This is a genomic window from Pseudomonas sp. PSB18 (assembly GCF_014596565.1).
Taxonomy (GTDB): domain Bacteria; phylum Pseudomonadota; class Gammaproteobacteria; order Pseudomonadales; family Pseudomonadaceae; genus Aquipseudomonas.
On sequence record NZ_NOIN01000005.1, the window covers coordinates 392,711 to 414,471 of the forward strand.

General features: G+C 63.9%; 1 protein-coding gene (cut by a window edge). It reads right to left on the reverse strand.

What is annotated here, in order from left to right:
* A protein-coding gene (locus CGA22_RS15010) for a non-ribosomal peptide synthase/polyketide synthase (RefSeq protein ID WP_411157120.1) crosses the window boundary here: on the reverse strand, nucleotides 1–21,577 show its 5' portion. The gene continues 7,520 nt to the left of window position 1, outside the view; the window shows 21,577 of its 29,097 coding nt (coding positions 1–21,577); the start codon lies at nucleotides 21,575–21,577; its stop codon lies beyond the left edge, outside the window.
* Between the last annotated feature and the right edge of the window lie 184 nt (nucleotides 21,578–21,761).

Sequence of the window (21,761 nt, forward strand, 5' to 3'; positions counted from 1 at the left end):
GCAGCAGGCCGTCGGCGTACTGGTGGAACAGCCCGGCGGTCATCCACAGCACACTGACCGACTGCTCGGTCAACAGCGCCGCAAAGCGCTCCTGGTTCAGCAATACATCCTGCTCGACCACCACCACGCAACCGCCGTTGAGCAACGGTGCCCAGACATCCAGGGTGCTGGCGTCGAACGCCGGGTTCGAGGCGAACGCCACCCGGTCCTGCTGGTTGAAATCGGCATAACCGTTGTTGATCACCAAGCGGCTGATCGCCCGATGCGGCACCAGCACGCCCTTCGGCATCCCGGTGGAGCCGGAGGTGTACATGATGTACGCAACCGACTCGGCGTCCTGGGTCAGGTCCAGGTTATCGGCAGACTCGTCCAGCTCGACGGTATCCAGGTCCATCCGTTGCACACCTTCAGGCACAACCATCGTGCTCAGGGTCAGCACCACCCGTGCGCCACTGTCCTGGACCATGAACTGCTGGCGTTCGACCGGTGCGTTGACATCCAGCGGCACGTAGACGGCAGCACATTTGAGCACGGCCAATTGACTGACCAGCAGGTCAACCGAACGCGCCAGCCCGATGGCCACGCTGTCGCCCAGCTGGGTGCCCAGACCAGTCAGGTGGCGAGCCAGGCGGTTGGCCCTGGCGTTGAGTTCGCGGTAAGTCAGGCCATGCCCGGCATGGACAACGGCAACGGCGTCGGGATGCGCCTGCACCTGGGCTTCGAACAGGCCATGGACGGTGCTGTCCCGTGGATAGCTGCGAGTGCTCGCGTTGAAGTCTGCCACCACCTGCTGGCGCTCGTCCGCCGGCAGGATCGACAGACTGTCCAATCGCGTCTGCGGTGCCTGCTCCAGGGCCTCCACCAAATGTTCCAGCGCGACGTTCATATAGACACAGACCCGCTGTGCGCCGATCTGCGGTACGGCCAGCGCCGTCAGGCCGAAGCCTTCGCCCAGGTCGTCCACCGAGAGGCTCAGCGGATAGTTGGTGCGTTCTTCGATGTCGAGGGTCTCGATGCCTTCCCAACCGGCCAGGGTCTCGCTCGAATGCCCGTCAACCGCGCTATGCCGATAATTGAGCAACGCACCGAACAACGGCATCGGCGCGGCTACGCCGCTGCAACGCTGGGCCAGCGCCAGGGAGGCATGCTCGTGCCCCAGCAGGCCGGTCAACCGGGCGTGAGTGGCGTTCACGCCGTCACGCACGCCCTGGTCGCCCACATCCACCCGCAACGGCAAGGTGTTGATGAACATGCCCAGCGCCCGATCAGCCCCATCGCCACCTTGCATCCGCCCCATCAGCACGGTGCCGAACACCACATCCGGTTTGCCGGACACCTGGCCCAGCACCTGCCCCCAGGCCAGGTGAACCAGGCTGGCCGCACTCACGCCGAGCTGGCGCGCCTGGGCTCGCAGACGCAGGCTCAACGACAGGTCGACAGGCAGTCTGGCTTCCTCGATATCCCGTCCATCCCCCTGCACATCCTGAAGACCGAACGGCAGCGTCGGCTCGTCTACATCACCGAGCATCTCGCGGAAGAATGCTTCGTGCTCCGCTTGGCTCACGCCCAGGCGAGCCTGGGCCACATAGTTGCGATACGGCACAGCCGCGGCCAGCGGCTCGGCCTCGCCCAACAGATGCGCCTGCATCTCGTGCCGCACCACCTCCATGGCGGTGTGGTCCAGCGCCATATGGTGGAACAGCAGCATCGCGACCCAACGCTGGTTGGCCGCGTCCTGGGCAAACACCAGGCGCATCATGGGCGCCCGGGTGATATCGAGACGGTAATGCCGTGGATCGAAACGCTCCTGCAACAGGGTAGCGACATCGCCCGCCCCGGCTGCCAGCGCCACCTCATCCACCGCCAGCGGCGCGTTGCGCCAGACCACTTGCACTGGCGAATCGAACCCTTGCCACACCACGCTGGTACGGAGGATGTCGTGCCGGTCGATGACATGCTGCAACGCAGCCGCAAAAGCCGACAGCCGATCCCGACTGCGTACTTCAAACAGGATTTTCAACACATAGGGATCGCCCTGCTCGGCGGCCAGGTGATGGTAATGGATACCTTCCTGCAACGGCGCCAACGGGTAGATGTCCTGCACATTGCGCGCGCCGCCCGGCACCGTTGCCACGACCTGATCAATCGCTTCCTGATCAAGCTGTATCAGCGTGAGCATGTCCGGCGTAATCCGTTCACAGCCGCAGGCGATCAGGTTCACAGGCACCTTGACCTCCTTGCCGCTACCGACGGCCGCGGCCAGCGCCGCCAGGGTCGGCTGGCTGAACAGCACCCGCACGTCAGCGCTCAAGCCGGCCTGGCGCATGCGCTCGATCAACGTCACCGCCAACAACGAGTGACCGCCCAGCTCGAAGAAATGATCATGACGACCGATGCGCTCGACGTTGAGCAGGTCTTGCCATAGCTGTGCCAACGTGGCTTCGACTTCGCCTTGCGGGGCCTCATAGGCCCGTGTGGCGAGTGAGTCAAGATCCGGCGCCGGGAGTGCGCGACGATCCAATTTGCCGTTGGCGGTCAGCGGCCATGCGTCGAGGCGCATGTAGGCCACCGGCACCATGTACTCCGGCAGTTGCCCTTGCAGATGGGCGCGCAACGCCTCGATGTCCACGTCCAGCGCTTGAGTGAAATAAGCCACCAGGCGTTTCTCACCCGGCACGTCTTCGCGGGCCAGGACCACGCAGTCCTTCACAGCCTCATGTTGTGCGAGTCGGGCTTCGATCTCGCCCAGTTCGATGCGGAAGCCACGGATCTTCACCTGGTCGTCGTTGCGACCCAGGTAATCCACGGCTCCGTCGGCACGCCAGCGCGCCAGGTCGCCGGTGCGGTAGAGCAAGGCCGCCGGATCGGCGCTGAACGGATCGGCGACGAATTTCTCGGCGGTCAGTTCCGGACGGTTCAGGTAGCCGTTCGCTACGCCATCGCCACCGATGTACAACTCACCCGCCACACCCACCGGCACCGGCTGCTGGTTCGCATCCAACACGTAGACGCGGGTGTTGCCGATCGGATGTCCAATCGGGATACCGCCCTCGCCCACGTTCTTGATTTCGTAAGTGGTGGTAAACGTCGTGGCTTCGGTCGGGCCATAGCCGTTGAGCAGATGTTGCGGTGCGCCATCCTTGAGCACGCGCGCGATTACCGCCGGTTCCAACACATCGCCACCCACGATCAGGTAACGCAGTTGCTTGAACACCGGCAGCAGGCCGTCGGCGTACTGGTGGAACAGCCCGGCGGTCATCCACAACACGCTGACCGATTGCTCGGTCAACAACGCCGCGAACCGTTCCCGGGACAGCAACACATCCTGCTCGACCACCACTACGCAGCCGCCGTTGAGCAACGGCGCCCACACATCGAGAGTACTGGCATCGAAGGCCGGGTTCGAAGCGAACGCCACCCGGTCCTGCTGGTTGAAATCGGCGTAGCCGTTGTTGATCACCAAGCGGTTGATCGCCCGATGCGGCACCAGCACGCCCTTCGGCATCCCGGTGGAACCGGAGGTGTACATGATGTACGCAACCGACTCGGCGTCCTGGGTCAGGTCCAGGTTATCGGCAGACTCGTCCAGCTCGACGGTATCCAGGTCCAACCGTTGCACACCTTCAGGCACAACCAGGGTGCTCAGGGTCAACACCAGCTGTGCGCCACTGTCCTGGACCATGAATTGCTGGCGCTCGACCGGCGCGTTGACATCCAGCGGCACGTAGACGGCAGCACATTTGAGCACGGCCAATTGACTGACCAGCAAGTCGGTCGAACGTGCCAAGCCAATGGCCACGCTGTCGCCCAATTGAGTACCCAGACCAATCAGATGACGGGCCAGGCGGTTGGCCCTGGCATTGAGTTCGCGGTAAGTCAGGCGTTGCTCGTCATGGACCACGGCAACGGCATCGGGATGTGCCTGCACCTGTGCTTCGAACAAGTCATTGACGGTCCGCTGCTGCGGATAACGACGGCAAGTGGCGTTGAACCCCATCAACACTTGCCGGCGCTCGACTTGCGGCAGCACCTCCAGACTGTGCAGGCATGTCGTGGGGTTGAACTCCAGGGCCTTGGCCAGGCTGTGCAGGGCGGTTTCCATGTAGGCACAGATCCGCTGCGCGCCCACGCCGTGGCTGGCCAGGACGGTCAAGGCGAAGTCTTCACCCAGGTCATCCACCGACAGGGTCAGCGGATAGTTGGTGCGTGCTTCACCGCCCAGGGTTTCGATGTCCTGCCAGGCCGCCAGGGTGTCCTGTCCGTTGGCTTGTTCGCTGGAGTTACGGTAGTTGAGCAAGGCGCTGAACAGCGGCGTCGGCGCGGCCACCGCGCTGCAACGCTGGGCCAGTGCCAATGGGGCATGCTCATGCCCCAACAGGGCGGTCAGTCGACCGTGCACTTCCTTGACGCCGGCCTTGACGTCCCGCTCATCGACACCGACGCGAAGCGGCAGGGTATTGATGAACATGCCCAACGCACGATCGGCCCCTTCGCCGCCCTGCATCCGGCCCATCAGGACCGTGCCGAATACCACATCGCTCCTGCCCGAGACCCGGCCCAGCACCTGCGCCCAGGCCAAGTGGTGCAGGCTCGCCGCGCCCACGCCTGACTGGCGGGCCAGACGCCGCAGGCGACGGCTCAGGTCGCTGTCGAGCAGCTGTGTCGCCGTCTCGATATCGTCACCGTCGCCCTGTACATCGTGCAGGCCAAACGGCAGCGTCGGCTCATCCACATCGCCGAGCATGTCGCTGAAGAAGCCTTCATGCTCTTCACGACTCACCCCCAGGCGGGCCTGAGCCACATAGTTGCGGTACGGCGCGGGGGTGTCCAACTGGTCAGCCCGACCCTGCAGATACGCCAGCATTTCGCGCTGCACCACTTTCATCGCCGCATGATCGAGGGCGATGTGATGGAACAGCAGCATCGCGATCCAGCGCTGGTTGGGCTGATCTTCCGCGAACGCCAGGCGCATCAGCGGGGCCTGGGTCAGGTCAAGGGCATAGTGCCGGGCATTGAAACGACTGTGCAGTTGTTCGCTGACGGCACCGGCCTGTGGATCCGCAACGAACGTCTCCAGCCCCAGACGCGCCTCGCGCCAGACCACTTGCTGAGGTTCATCGAGGCCCTCCCAGACGATGGCGGTACGCAGGATGTCGTGGCGATCGATCACCACTTGCAGGGCCTGGACAAACTCATCCAGGCGCGCGCGGTTGTCGAAGGCGAACTGCGACTGCAATACATAAGGGTCGCCCTGTTCGGCAGCCAGATGGTGATAGAGGATGCCTTCCTGCAACGGCGCCAGCGGGTAGATGTCCTGTACGTTGCCCATGCCACCCGGCACTTTCGACGCGATATGGTCGATGGCCTCCTGATCCAGGTGGGTCAGTGTGAGCATGTCGGGGGTGATCCGCGTGCAACCCGGCGGGATACCGTTGTCCGGCACCACGATTTCGCTGCCACTGCCCACCGCTGCCGCCAGCGCCATCAACGTCGGCTGGCCGAACAGCACGCGCACGTCGGCGCTCAAGCCGGCCTGGCGCATCCGCTCGATCAGGCTGACGGCCAGCAGGGAATGGCCACCGAGTTCGAAGAAGTGATCATGACGGCCGACGCGCTCGACCTTGAGCACCTCGGACCAGAGTTGTGCCAGGGCAATTTCTGTTTCGCCTTGCGGGGCTTCGTAACCACGGGTGATCAGTGCATCGTGTTCCGGGGCCGGCAAAGCCTTGCGGTCGAGCTTGCCGTTAGGGGTCAGCGGCATGGCATCGAGGCGAACGTAGGCCACGGGGACCATGTATTCCGGTAGCTGCCCTTGGAGATGGCTGCGCAGGGTTTCGATGTCCGCTGTGTCGTTCGCCGGCGTGAAGTAGGCCACCAGGCGCTTGTCGCCCGGCACGTCTTCACGAGCCAGTACCACCGTTTCTTTTACCGCGTCGTGTTGAGCGAGCTTGGCTTCGATCTCGCCCAGTTCGATACGGAAACCACGGATCTTCACCTGGTCGTCGTTGCGGCCCAGGTATTCGATGTTGCCATCCGGCAGGTAGCGACCCAGGTCGCCGGTCTTGTACATCCGGGCATTCGGTTCACGGCTGAACGGATCCTTGAGGAAACGCTCGGCAGTGAGGTCATCACGATTGAGATAACCCCGCGCGACACCGGCACCACCGATGTAGATCTCACCCGGTACGCCCAACGGGACCGGTTGCTTGTGCTCATTCAGCAGATAGAACTGGGTGTTGGCGACCGGTTTGCCAATATGCGCGGCAAACCCGTCTTCGCGGGCCATCGATACCCAACTGGAGTAGGTCGTGGTTTCCGAAGGACCATAGAGGTTGCACAGGCGCTTGACTGAGGTCTGTTCGAACAGCGCCTCTACCAGGCTGCGCTTGAGGGCTTCACCGGCCACGTTCACGGTGTCCACGCCCTCACCCAGCCCACCGGACTCCAGCAGAGCCTTGAGCGCCGACGGCACGGTGTTGATCAGGGTGATGTCGTGCTCGCCGTGTTGCAGTTCCAGCACATTAGTGACCACTTCGATGCTGCCGCCCGACGTCAGCGGTGCGAAGCATTCGTAGACTGCCAAGTCGAAGTTCAGCGACGTGGAGAACAACGTTTTCGACAGGGTTTGCGCATCGAACGACCGATGGGCCCAGGTGAGGAAGTTCACCGTGTTCCGGTGTTCGATCATTACGCCCTTCGGCAACCCGGTCGAACCCGAGGTGTAGATCACGTAAGCCAAGTGCGATGAGGTCAGTTCAGTGACCTCAGGATTCTGGACGGATTCGTCCTGCCAGAGCCCGCTGCCCAGATCGATCACCGGCATCGAAGCACCGGCCAACAAACCAACCGTTGCCGATTGGGCCAGCACCACCGCCGGCGCGCTGTCCTCCAGCATGTAGGCAATCCGATCCGCCGGATACGCCGGATCCAGCGGCACATAACCGCCCCCCGCTTTGAGGATCGCCAGCAGCCCGACCACCATGTCGAGACCGCGCTCGACACAGATCGCCACCCGCGAGTCCGGCCGCACGCCCTGCCCGCGCAGGTAATGCGCCAGGCGGTTGGCTTGCTCGTTCAGCTCGCGATAGCTCAGGCGCTGATCGCCATGCCGCACTGCCATTGCTTCCGGCGTGCGCTGCACCTGCTCCTCGAACAACCCGTGAACGGTCTGTTCCAGCGGATACTCGGCCTCGGTGGCGTTGAATGCCACCAGCAGTTGCTCACGTTCCGCGGCAGGCAGAATCGGCAGATCGGCCAGCGACGACTCAGGCGCACATTCCAGCGCCTGGGCCAGAGTCGCCAGCGCGGTTTCCATATAGGCACAGATCCGCGGCGCACCGATTCCGCTCACCACCTGGACAGTCAGGCTGAAATCTTCGCCCAGATCGTCCACCGACAGCATCAGCGGGTAGTTGGTCCGCTCTTCACCACTGAGCACCTCAATACCGCTCCAGGCAGACGGGGCCTGGTTCGCATCGGTGTGACGGTAGTTGAGCAACGCACTGAACAGCGGCGTCGGTGCCGCCACCCCACTGCAACGCTGCGCCAGCGCCAGGGACGCATGCTCATGCCCCAGCAGCGCGGTCAAGCGGCCATGGGTCGCTCTCACGCCTGCACGGACGGCGGCCTGCCCCAGGTTCACCCGTAGCGGCAAGGTGTTGATGAACATCCCCAAGGCGCGGTCGGCGCCCTCGCCGCCCTGCATCCGCCCCATCAGCACGGTGCCGAACACCACGTCGTCCCGGCCCGATACACGGCCCAGCACCTGCGCCCAGGCCAGGTGGACCAGACTTGCCGCGCTCACACCAAGCCGGCGTGCCTGAATCCTCAGGTCATGACTCAAGCTGCTGGCGAGCGCCAACGTGGCTTCTTCGATCCCCTGTCCTGCGCCTTGCACATCGTGCAGGCCGAACGGCAACGTCGGCTCGTCCACGTCGCCAAGCATGTCGCGGAAGAAACCTTCGTGCTCCTGCTGGCTGACGCCCAGGCGCGCCTGGGCCACATAGTTGCGATAAGGCATCGCCGCCGCCAACTGCCCGGCCTGTCCGAGCAAGTGCGCCTGCATCTCATGGCGCACCACTTCCAGTGCGGTGTGATCGAGCGCCATGTGATGAAACAACAGGGTCGCTACCCAACGCTGGTGGGTTGCATCCTGAGCAAAGCGGATGCACATCAACGGCGCCTGGCGGATATCCAAGCGGTGGTGCCGCGCATCGAAGCGTGCTTGCAACTGACCGGCGATGTCACCGTCCTCATCCCGCAGCAACACCTGCTCGACGCCGAGCGACGCGTTGCGCCAGACCACTTGCACCGGCTCGTCCAAGCCCTCCCAGGCCATGGCCGTGCGCAGGATGTCGTGGCGATCGATCACGCCTTGCAAGGCCTGGGTGAAATCGTCCAGGCGTTCGCGGCTGTCGAAGGCGAACTGCGCTTGCAGCACGTAGGGGTCACCCTGTTCGGCCGCCAGGTGGTGATAGAGGATGCCCTCCTGCAACGGCGCCAACGGATAGATGTCCTGCACATTGGCCGCACCGCCCGGTACCGTCGCGACGATACGGTCAATGGCATCCTGGTCCAGCGATACCAGTGGCAGCATGGCCGGGGTGATGTGTTCACAATCCGAAGGAATCAGGTTTGCCGGGACACTCACTTCGCTGCCGCCACCGATGGCCGACGCCAGCGCAGCCAGGGTCGATTGATTGAACAGGATACGCACATCGGCACTCAGGCCGGCCTGACGCATCCGTTCGATCAGGCTGACGGCCAGCAGGGAGTGGCCGCCCAGTTCGAAGAAGTGATCGTGACGACCGACGCGCTCGACCTTGAGCAGGTCCTGCCAGATCTGCGCCAGGGTGGTTTCGATTTCGCCTTGCGGGGCTTCGTAGCCACGGGTGATCAGTGCATCGTGTTCCGGGGCCGGCAAGGCCTTGCGGTCGAGTTTGCCGTTGGGGGTCAGGGGCAGTTTATCGAGGTGCACGTAGGCCACGGGGACCATGTATTCCGGCAGCTGCGCTTGCAGATGGCTGCGCAGAGCCTCGATGTCCACCGCTTCCGATTGAGTGAAATAGGCCACGAGGCGTTTGTCGCCCGGAACGTCTTCACGGGCCAGTACCACCGCTTCCTTCACCGCGTCGTGTTGGGCGAGCTTGGCTTCGATCTCGCCCAGTTCGATACGGAAACCACGGATCTTCACCTGGTCGTCGTTGCGGCCCAGGTATTCGATGTTGCCGTCCGGCAGGTAGCGGCCCAGGTCGCCGGTCTTGTACATCCGGGCGTTGGGCGTGGCGCTGAACGGATCCGTGAGGAAACGCTCGGCGGTCAGATCATCACGATTGAGATAGCCACGGGCGACACCTGCACCACCGATGTAGATTTCCCCTGGGACACCCAATGGCACCGGCTGCTTGTGCTCATCCAGCAGGTAGAACTGGGTGTTGGCGACCGGCTTACCGATATGGGCGGCAAAGCCGTCTTCGCGGGCCATCGAGACCCAACTGGAATAGGTCGTGGTTTCCGAAGGACCGTAGAGGTTGCACAGGCGCTTGACTGAGGTCTGTTCGAACAGCGCCTCTACCAGGCTGCGCTTGAGCGCTTCACCGGCCACGTTCACCGTGTCCACGCCCTCGCCCAGACCACCGGATTCCAGCAAGGCCTTGAGCGCCGACGGCACGGTGTTGATCAGGGTGATGTCGTGCTCGCCGTGTTGCAGTTCCAGCACATTAGTGACGACCTCGATGCTGCCGCCGCTGGTCAACGGTGCAAAGCACTCGTAGACCGCCAGGTCGAAGTTCAGCGAGGTCGAGAACAGCGTTTTCGACAGCGTCTGGGCATCGAACGACCGATGGGCCCAAGTCAGGAAGTTCACCGTGTTGCGGTGTTCGATCATCACGCCTTTAGGCAAGCCGGTGGAACCGGAGGTGTAGATCACGTAGGCCAAGTGCGATGAGGTCAGCCCTGCAACCTCTGGATTCGAGACCGACTCGTCCTGCCAGCGCCCGCTGCCCAAATCGATGACCGGCATCGTGGCATCAGCCAACAACCCAAGGGTCGCCGTCTGGGCCAGGACCACCGCCGGCGCGCTGTCCTCCAGCATGTAGGCAATCCGATCCGCCGGATACGCCGGATCCAGTGGCACGTAACCGCCCCCCGCCTTGAGGATCGCCAGCAAGCCCACGACCATGTCGAGGCCACGCTCGACACAGATCGCCACCCGCGAATCCGGCCGCACGCCCTGCCGGCGCAGGTAATGCGCCAGTCGGTTGGCCTGCTCGTTCAGTTCGCCATAGCTCAGGCGTTGATCGCCATGCAGCACTGCAACCGCATCCGGCGTGCGCTGCACCTGCTCTTCGAACAACCCATGGACGGTCTGTTCCAGTGGGAACTCGGCGTCGGTGGCGTTGAACGCCACCAGCAGTTGCTCACGCTCCGCTGCGGGCAGAATCGACAGATCGGCCAGCGACGACTCAGGCGCACATTCCAGCGCCTGGGCCAAAGTCGCCAGCGCGGCCTCCATATAGGCAGCGACTCGCCGCGCACCGACGCCACTCACCGCCTGGACGGTGAGGCTGAAGCCTTCGCCCAGATCGTCCACCGACAGCGCCAACGGATAGTTGGTGCGCTCCTCGCCACCCAGCGCCTCAATGCCTTGCCAGCCAGAGGACGGTTGCAGTGCGAGGGGCTCCGCCATCGAATGACGATAGTTGAGCAAAGCACTGAACAATGGCGTCGGTGCAACCACGCTGCTGCAACGCTGGGCCAATGCCAGGGAAGCGTGCTCATGCCCCAGCAACCCGGTCAGCCGCGCATGCGTCGCCAATACACCATCGCGCACGCTCTGCGCCCCCACCTGCACGCCCAGCGGCAAGGTATTGATGAACATCCCCAGAGCGCGGTCGGCCCCCGCGCCCCCTTGCATCCGGCCCATCAATACGGTGCCGAACACCACCTCTTCGCGACCCGATACCCGGCCCAGCACCAGGGCCCAGGCCAAGTGGTGCAGACTCGCCGCGCTCACCCCCAACCGACGGGCCTGGCTGCGCAGACGATGGCTCAGATCGATGGCGACCTCTTGCCTGGCCTCCTCGACATCGCTGCCGTCGCCACGCACATCCTGCAAACCGAATGGCAAGGTGGGTTCGTCGATGGCACCCAGCATCTCGTGGAAGAACGCTTCGTGTTCTTCACGGCTCACACCCAGGCGGGCCTGGGCCACATAGTTGCGGTACGGCACCGCGTCGCCCAATTGGTCAGCCTGGCCCGACAGGTGTGCCTGCATTTCGTGGCGCACCACTTCCAGTGCGGTGTGATCGAGCGCCATGTGATGAAACAACAGGGTCGCCACCCAGCGCCGGTTAGCCCCGTCCTGGGCAAACCTGATGCGCATCAGTGGAGCCTGGCGGATATCCAGGTGCTGCCGGGTGTTCAACTGAACGGCAACGTCGTCGTCCTCAGACAGCAGCTCCACCTGTTCAATGCCCAGCGAGGCCTCGCGCCAGACCACTTGCACCGGCTCGTCCAAGCCCTCCCAGGCCATGGCCGTGCGCAGGATGTCATGGCGATCGATCACGCCTTGCAAGGCCTGGGTGAAATCGTCCAGGCGTTCGCGGCTGTCGAAGGCGAACTGCGCTTGCAGCACGTAGGGGTCACCCTGTTCGGCCGCCAGGTGATGATAGAGGATGCCCTCTTGCAACGGTGCCAGCGGGTAGATGTCCTGGACATTGGCCGCGCCGCCCGGCACGGTCGCGATGATGCGGTCGATGGCGTCCTGGGACAACGTCACCAACGGCAGCATGTCGGGGGTAATGCGTTGGCAATCCGACGCAATCAGGTTGGCCGGAACCTTCACCTCATTGCCGCCATCGTTGCCGACAGCCACCGCCAGCGCGGCCAGGGTCGGTTGGCTGAACAACACGCGCACATCGGCACTCAGGCCGACCTGGCGCATCCGCTCGATCAGGCTGACAGCCAGCAGCGAATGGCCGCCGAGTTCGAAGAAGTGATCGTGACGACCGATCTGTTGCAGACCTAGCAGGTCCTGCCAGATCTGCGCCAGGACGGTTTCGGTCTCGCCTCGGGGGGCTTCGTAGCCACGGGTGATCAGTGCATCGTGTTCCGGCGCCGGCAAGGCCTTGCGGTCGAGCTTGCCATTGGGGGTCAACGGCATGGCATCGAGGCGAACGTAGGCCACGGGAACCATATATTCCGGTAGCTGCGCTTGGAGATGGCTGCGCAGGGTTTCGATGTCCGCTGTGTCGTTCGCCGGCGTGAAGTAGGCCACCAGGCGCTTGTCGCCCGGAACGTCTTCACGGGCCAGGACCACCGCTTCTTTCACCGCGTCGTGTTGAGCGAGCTTCGCTTCGATCTCACCCAGTTCGATGCGGAAACCACGGATCTTCACTTGATCGTCGTTACGGCCCAAATATTCGATATTGCCGTCCGGGAGATAGCGGCCAAGGTCACCGGTCTTGTACATGCGGGCGTTTGGAACAGCGCTGAACGGATCCTTGAGGAAACGCTCGGCCGTCAGGTCATCGCGGTTCAGATAACCCCGCGCGACACCGGCACCACCGATGTAGATCTCACCCGGTACGCCCATCGGGACCGGTTGCTTGTGCTCATCCAGCAGATAGAACTGGGTGTTCGCGACTGGCTTGCCGATATGGGCGGCAAAGCCGTCTTCCCGGGCCATGGAGACCCAACTGGAATAGGTCGTGGTTTCCGAAGGACCATAGAGGTTGCACAGGCGCTTGACTGAGGTCTGTTCGAACAGCGCCTCTACCAGGCTGCGCTTGAGGGCTTCACCGGCCACGTTCACCGTGTCGACGCCCTCACCCAGACCACCGGATTCCAGCAAGGCCTTGAGCGCCGACGGCACGGTGTTGATCAGGGTGATGTCGTGCTCGCCGTGTTGCAGTTCCAGCACATTAGTGACCACTTCGATGCTGCCGCCCGACGTCAGTGGCGCGAAGCATTCGTACACCGCCAGGTCGAAGTTCAGCGAGGTCGAGAACAGCGTCTTCGACAAGGTTTGCGCATCGAACGACCGATGGGCCCAGGTGAGGAAGTTCACCGTGTTCCGGTGTTCAATCATCACGCCCTTGGGCAACCCGGTCGAACCCGAGGTGTAGATCACGTAAGCCAAGTGCGATGAGGTCAGTTCAGTGACCTCAGGATTCTGGACGGATTCGTCCTGCCAGAGCCCGCTGCCCAGATCGATCACCGGCATCGAAGCGCCGGCCAACAAACCAACCGTTGCCGATTGGGCCAGCACCACCGCCGGAGCGCTGTCCTCCAGCATGTAGGCAATCCGATCCACCGGATACGCCGGATCCAGCGGCACATAACCGCCCCCCGCCTTGAGGATCGCCAGCAACCCGACCACCATGTCGATACCGCGTTCGACACAGATCGCCACCCGCGAATCCGGCCGCACGCCCTGCCGGCGCAGGTAATGCGCCAGGCGGTTGGCTTGCTCGTTCAGCTCGCGATAGCCCAGGCGTTGCTCACCATGCCGCACCGCCAGCGCATCCGGCGTGCGCTGCACCTGATCCTCGAACAACCCATGAACGGTCTGTTCCAGCGGATACTCGGCATCGGTGGCGTTGAAGTCCTGCAGCACCTGCCTGCGCTCGTTTTCAGACAGGATTTCCAGATCGTTGATCGCGGATTCAGGCGCACACTCCAGTGCCTCCACCAGGCTCGCCAGGGCCGTCTGCATGTAGGCGCCGACCTGGCGGGCATCAACCCCGCCGGCCGTCTGCACGCTCAGCAGGAAGCCTGTGCCCTGGTCGTCCACCGACAACATGCATGGATAGTTGGTCCGCTCCATGACTTCCAGCACCTGCGTACCGGCCCAGCGGTCGACACTGTCGCCGTCCTGGAGCGGGCTGTGCCGATAGTTCAACAAGGCACTGAACAGCGGCAGCGAAGCCGGCACCCCACTGCAACGCTGGGCCAGTGCCAGCGAGGCATGTTCGTGGCCCAACAGGGCGGTCAGACGCGCGTGGGTCGTCTTGACTCCGGCGCGTACGCTCTGCGCCCCCACATCGACGCGCAACGGCAAGGTATTGATGAACATGCCCAGGGCGCGATCCGCGCCCTCGCCGCTCTGCATGCGGCCCAGCAGCACGGTGCCGAAGACCACGTCCTCGCGACCGGACACGCGCCCCAATACCCTTGCCCATGCCAGATGATGCAAGGCTGCCGCGCTCACGCCGAGTTGGCGCGCCTGCAGCCGCAGACGCCGGCAAAGATCCGGATCGACGTTCAGCTTGACCTCTTCGACGCCCCGGCCATCGCCCTGGACTTCCCGCAGGCCGAACGGCAGCGTCGGCTCGTCGACATCAGCGAGCATGTCGCGGAAAAAGCGCTCATGCTGCTCACGCGGCACGCCCAACAGGGTTTGCGCCACGTAATTACGGTAAGGCATGGCCGCTTCCAGGCGGCCGCCCTCGCCATTGAGGAACGCCAGCATTTCCTCCTGCATCACGTCCAGAGCGGTATGGTCCAGGGCGATGTGGTGAAACAGCAGAACCGCGACCCAGCGCTGGTGCACATTGTCCCAGGCACAGGCCAGGCGCATCAGTGGCGCCTTGTCGAGTTCCAGCCGGCAATGGCGAGGATCGAACAACCCTTGCAACTGCGCTGCGATATCGCCTTTGGCCGGATCGAGGGTCTGCTCTTCGAGCGTCAACCGGCATTGGCGCAGAACCACCTGCAACGGCGCCTGCAGGCCTTCGCGCAGCAGCGCGGTCCTGAGGATATCGTGCCGGTCGATCACGGCCTGCAAGGCCGCGACGAAGCCGTCGAGTTGAGCGCGGCTGTCCATCGCGAAGGTGGCTTGCAGCAGGTAGGGATCGCCTTCCTCGGCGGCGATGTGGTGATAGAGAATGCCTTCCTGCAACGGCGCCAGGGGGTAGATGTCCTGGACATTGCCGACACCACCCGGCACACCGACGACGATCCGGTCGAGGGTCTCCTGGTCCAGCGTCACCAGCGGCAGCATCGATGGGGTGATCCGTTCGCAGCCCGCGGCAATGCCGTTGGCCGGTACGCTCACCTCGGCACGACTGCCCACCGCCGCCGCCAGGGCGGCCAAGGTAGGTTGACCGAACAGCACCCGCACATCGGCGCTCAGTCCAGCTTTGCGCATCAGTTCGATCAGTTTCACCGCCAGCAGCGAATGCCCGCCCAGTTCGAAGAAATGATCGTGCCGCCCCACTTGCCCGACACCGAGTACGTCAGCCCACAACCCGGCCAGCGTGGTTTCCACCTCGCCCAATGGCGCTTCATACGCACGGCTGGCGAAGGCGTCCGCTTCCGGAGCCGGCATTGCGCGGCGGTCGAGTTTGCCGTTGGGTGACACGGGCAGTTTTTCCAGGCGCACGTAGGCCGCCGGAACCATGTAGTCCGGCAGCAGCGCCTGCAAGTGCGCGCGCAATGCGTCGGCCTCCGGCGCCGCATCCACCGCCTGGGCGGTGATGTAGGCCACCAGGCGTTTCTCGCCGGGTTGGTCTTCTCGGGCGACAACGACCGCTTCCTTGACTCCGCCATGTTGGCAGAGCCTGGACTCGATCTCCCCCAGCTCGACACGGAAGCCACGGATCTTGATCTGATCGTCATTGCGGCCCAGGTACTCGATATGGCCGTCGGGCAAGTAGCGGCCCAGGTCACCGGTCTTGTACAGGCGCGCCTGCTCGTCGACAGCGAACGGATCGCGGACGAAGCGCTCGGCGGTCAAGTCATCGCGGTTCAGGTAACCACGGGCAACACAGACCCCGCCGATGTGGATCTCGCCGGCCACGCCGACTGGAACCGGTTGCTGCTGTTCGTCCAGCAGGTAGATACGCGTATTGGCCACCGGCTGGCCGATCGCCGGCAGCGTCGGCCAGGCCGCGACGTCGTCCGGCAACGTCAGGGCGGTGGTGACGTGGGACTCGGTCGGCCCATAGTGGTTGTGCAGGCGACAGCCATCCAGGCGCTCGAACAATGCGCGGATCTGTGGCGTGATGCGCAACTGTTCGCCGGCGGTGATGACATCCTTCAGGTCGCAGGCCAGCGGCGAGCCTTCGCCATCGCCGGCAACCGCTTCGGCCAGGGCCTGCAGCGCGATGCACGGCAGGTACAGGCGTTCGATGCGCTGTTGGCAGATATGCTCGAACAGACGGTGGAAATTCAGGCGGATGTCGGCATGGATCAGCGACAACTCGCCGCCGGCACACAAGGTGCTGAAGACTTCCTGGAACGCCACGTCGAAGCCGAGCGCGGCAAACTGCAGGGTCCGCGCAGCGGCCCGCCCCTGCTGCGCGGCTTGGTCGATCTGCCACTGCATCAGGTTGACCAGGGCACGGTGCGCCATCGCCACGCCCTTGGGCTGGCCGGTGGAACCCGAGGTGTAGATGACATACGCCAGGCTGTCGGGGTTCAGGCCGCTCGCCTGGGCGTCCGGGTTGCTGGACGGCTGCCGGTCGATGCCGACGGCGTCACGGTCCTCACCGTCGAGCAGCAAGGCAGGCACATCGGACGTGGGAAAACGCTCTTGCAGGCTGCGCTGGGTCAGCAGCACCTTCGGTGCGCTGTCCTCCAGCATGTAGACCAGGCGCTCGGCCGGGTAAGCAGGGTCCAGCGGCACATAGCCGGCACCGGCCTTGAGAATGCCCACCAGCCCCGCCACCATTTCCAGGCTGCGTTCCACGCAGATCGCCACCCGGTCGTCGGCTCGGACACCCAACTCGATCAAGCGATGGGCGATCTGGTTGGACAGCCGGTTCAGCTCGCCGTAGCTCAGGCTCTGCCCCTGATACGTCAGCGCAACGATCTCAGGCTGAGCTTCAGCATGGGCCTCGAACAGTTGATGGACCAACAACCCCGACGGGTACACCGCATCGAAGGCATTGAAGTCATGCAGCAACTGCTGGCGTTCGCTGGCGGGGACAAAGGCCAACGTGTGCAGCGGGGTGTTGCCATCCTGGTCGAGGGCATCGGCCAACGCTTCGAGCACGGTGTGCACATAGCCGCAAACCCGTTGCGCACCGATCCCGGCCACGGCTTGCACGGTCAGTCCGAACGAATCACCGAGGTCATCCACCGACAGCGACAGCGGGTAGTTGGTCCGTTCTTCGCCGCCGAGAATTTCCGCTCCGGCCCAGATTCTTGCCTGGCCCGCATCCTCGCTCGCCTGTGCCGCCACGGCGGTCTGCCGATAGTTCATCAACGCACTGAACAACGGTGCCGGCGCCGCAACGCCACTGCACCGCTGCGCCAACGACAACGGCGCATGTTCGTGGCCCAGCAGCGTCGCCAGCCGGCCATGGGTTGCCTGCAAGGCGGCCAGCACGCCCTGGGTCCCCGCCTCGACCCGCAACGGCAGGGTGTTGACGAACATCCCCAAGGCATGTCCGGCCTCCTGTCCGCTGTGCAACCGGCCCATCAATACGGTGCCGAACACCACGTCCTGACGACCGGACAAGCGCCCCACCACCTGGCCCCAGGCCAAGTGGTGCAGGCTGGCGGTGCTCACCCCCAGGCGCCGGGCCTGGGCACGCAGACGCCGGGCCAGCCCGACCTCCAGCGCCAGCGTCGCTTCTTCGATGCCGCTGCCGTCGCCCTGCACATCCTGCAGGCCGAACGGCAGCGTCGGCTCGTCGACGTCGCCGAGCATCTCGCTGAAAAACGCCTCATGTTGCTCGGGATGACTGTCCAGGCGGACCTGAGCCACGTAGTTGCGGTAAGGCACCGACACCGGCAGCTCCGCCGAACGACCTTGCAGGTGCGCGTCGATTTCCTTGCCCAGCATGCCGAGGGAGGTGGCGTCATCGATCAGGTGATGGAACAGCAGCACCGCCACCCAACTGCCGCCGGCGGCATCTTCGGCAAAGTGAATACGCATCATCGGCGCCTGGCGCAGATCGAAGCGGGTATGGCGGGGGTCGAAGCGGACCTGCAACTGATCGGCGATGTCGCCTTCGGCCGGGTCCAGGACCAGTTCTTCGACCATCAGGCGCGCCTCGCGCCAGACCACCTGCACCGGTTCACCGAGCCCTTCCCACGCCACCGAGGTGCGCAGGATGTCGTGCCGGGCGATGACCGCCTGCAAGGCTTGCCCGAACGCGTCCAACTGCTGGCGGGTGCCGAAGCGCAACAGGGCCTGCAGCAGGTACGGATCGCCTTCGCTGGTCGCCAGGTGGTGATAGAGGATGCCTTCCTGCAACGGCACCAGGCCGTAGATATCCTGCACATTGTCCGCGCCGCCCGGCACGGTGGCGACTATGCGGTCGATTTCACCCTGGGTCAGGGTCGCCAAGGGCAGCATGTCCGGGGTAATGCGCTCGACATCCTGGGGAATCCGATTCTCCGGCACCACCACACCGCCGCTGGTGCTCGTGGCAGCGGCCAGGGTCTCCAGTGTCGGCTGGCCGAACAGCACGCCCACGTCGGCGTTCAGGTCGAGCTGACGCATGCGTTCGATCAGTTTGACCGCCAGCAGCGAGTGTCCGCCCAGTTCGAAGAAACGGTCGTGGCGGCCCACCTGCTCGACGCCAAGCAACTCGGCCCACAACGCAGCCAGGGTGACTTCAATCCGCCCCACCGGCGCTTCATAGCTGCGTCGGGCAAAGGCCTGCGAATCGGGCGCCGGCAGCGCCTTGCGGTCGAGCTTGCCGTTGGTGGTCAACGGGAAGGCTTCGAGCATCACGAAGGCACTCGGCACCATGTAGTCCGCCAGCGAAGCCAGCAGATGCGTGCGCAGGTCGACAGCGGATGGCTGCGCGTCTTCCCTGGCGATGACATAAGCCACCAGGCGCTTGTCGCCCGGCTCGTCTTCGCGGGCGATGACCACCGCCTCGCTGACACCTTCGCAAGCCGACAGTGCTGCCTCGATTTCACCCAGCTCGATACGGAAACCGCGGATCTTCACTTGTTCGTCGTTGCGACCCAGGTATTGCAGTTCACCGTTGTTCAGCCAGCGACCGAGGTCGCCGGTACGGTACATCCGTGCGTTCGCATCGGTGTCGAACGGATCGGGCAGGAAGCGCGTTTCGTTGAGCTCCGGCCGGTTCAGGTAGCCTCGCGCCACACCGGCGCCCCCAACGTACAACTCGCCCTCCACGCCCTTGGGCACCGGCTTGCCGTACTTGTCCAGCAGGTACAGGCGCAGATCGGGAATCCGCTTGCCGATCGGGCTGACACCGATCAACTGGGCATCGGCCGCTTGCAGCGCACGATAGGTCACATGCACCGTGGTTTCGGTGATGCCGTACATGTTCACCAGTTGCGTACCGGCGTTGATTTCCCGGGCGTACCACGGTTTGAGAATGCCGGTTTCCAACGCCTCGCCGCCGAAAATCACCTGGCGCAGGCTGTGCCTCAGCTCGCTTTCGCCCTGGGCCGCGATCAACTGGCGGAATGCGCTCGGCGTCTGGTTCAGCACCGTGACACCCGCCTCGCACAACAGCGCGTAGCAGTCCTGCGGCGAACGGCTGACCAGTTGCGGCACCACCAATAGGCGACCGCCATGGGTCAGCGCGCCCCAGATTTCCCAGACCGAAAAGTCGAAGGCGAAAGAATGGAACAGCGCCCAGACGTCTTGCGGGCCGAAATCGAACCACGGCTGGGTGGCCGAAAACAACCGCGCCACATTGCGATGCTCGACCATCACGCCCTTGGGCAGGCCGGTCGAACCCGAGGTATAGATCACGTAGGCCAGGTGATGGGAGGCCAGGGTGCCGATATTCGGATCGTGCCGTGGCTGCTCGGCAAAGCCTGCGGCCTCTGGCTGATCGAGCAACAGCACCGGGACAGACAGCGCAGGCACTTGGTCTTGCAGCGCCGCTTGGGTGAGCAACGCCACCGGCGAACTGTCCTCGAGCATGAAGGCCAGCCGGTCCTGGGGATAGGCCGGGTCCAGCGGCACATAGCCGGCACCGGACTTCAGGATGCCCAACAGGCCGATGATCATGTCCAGACCGCGTTCGACGCAGATGGCTACCCGGTCATCCGGGAACACCCCCAGGGCCAGCAGCCGGTGGGCGACCTGGTTCGCCCGGGTGTTCAGTTCACCGTAAGTCAGGGTCTGGCCTTCATGGACCACCGCCACCGCGCTCGGCTGCGCGGCGGCCCGCGCTTCGAACAGGCCGTGGATCGTGCGGTCGTGCTCATACCGCTGTTCATCGCTCGCGTTCCAGGCCTGGAGCAGACGGGCTTCAGCCGGTGTCGGCAGGACAAAGTCATGGATCGGCAGCGTATCGTCACCCAGTCCCTGCTCCAGCACGTGGACGAAGCGCTCGGCCATTGCCTCGATTTCATCGGCCTGCAGGAACGCCTGGTTGTAGATCCAGTGCACCCAGGCATTTTTCTCGTTGGGGTTGGTCCGGAAATGGATCGCCAGGGGCATCTGTTCCTGGCCGTTGGAACTCTTCACCGAATAGGCCGTGGCGTCGCCGAACCGGTACAGGTAGTTCTCTTCCTCGTAGGAGAACGACACGTCGAACAGCTGGGCACGATTGTCACGCCGCAGCTCAAGGGAGCGATGAATGTCGCTTAGAGGGAACCGCTGGTAGCGATAGTCCTGCTTGAGCGCACGCGCAACCTCTTGGATCAGCTCGCCGAATGACAGGTCGTCGGCGAATCTCAGGCGCATGGCACTGACCTGGGTGAACAACCCCACGGTCTGTTTGAAGGTCGGATTGGAGCGATTGAGGATCGGCAGGCCCACCACCAGTTCGTCGCGCTGGGTCGTGCGGACAAAGTACACGTACAACGTCGCCAACAGCACCGGGAAACGCGAGACCTGATGAGTGAGCGCCAGAGCGTCGATCCGCTCGTTCAACGTCTGCGGGAAAGACGTCATGGCATGGGCGCTGGGCACCACGGGCTCGACGAAGCGATCACGGTAACGGGCAGTGAACAATGGATCCGGCACATCCCGGTATTTATCGAGCCAGTAGGCCTGGTCCCGCTGGAAACGGTCCGATTCGTGGTAACGCGCGTCATCCTCGATGAACCCGGCATAGGACGGTGCCGACAGGTCAGGCTCGCGGTTTTCCCCCAGGGCGTTGTACAGGTCACTGAGGGAGGCGAGCATCAGGTTGATGCCCCAGCCGTCCTGGATGATGTGGTGCAGGTTGACGACGAAATAGAACGAAGCGTCATCGAGCTTGACCAGGTAGAAGCGAAACAGCGGCCCCTTATCGAGCTCAAATGGCACTTCCAGCCCCTGTTGTACCCAGGTCTGGGCCGCGGTCTGCGGTTCGGGGCGATTGGAGAAGTCGATCAGCGGGACCCGTACCTCCAGCGACTCGACCAGGGTCTGCATGGGCACGCCGTCGCCACCGACGTCGCAGTGCAGGACCGTGCGCAAGGCATCGTGCTTGCGGACCAACAGCTCGACCGCCTGCTGGATACGATCAGGGTCGACGGCACCCCGGATGTGAAGGTAGCCACCCATGGTGTACAGGGGGGAATCGCCCTTGGTCATCTGGTCCAGCCAGATGTCCCGCTGGGACGCCGTCAGCGGATAGGTTGCCGCAAGCTCCAGGGACTGGTTCATACGCTGCCCCCCGTCACTTGTACACCGGCAGATTCCGGACGACGGCTGGCCGAATGGCCCATTGCGACAACAACGCCCACAGCAAAGAAAAATGTCATACGTTCCTTCTCAGATATTTGTCAGTACTGCCCGGGCAAACGCAACGGGGCACGCCTGGAGTTGATGATGCAGATGCGCGCAGACAGCCGGCGCCACCCGGCAGGCGGTCCACTGCTGT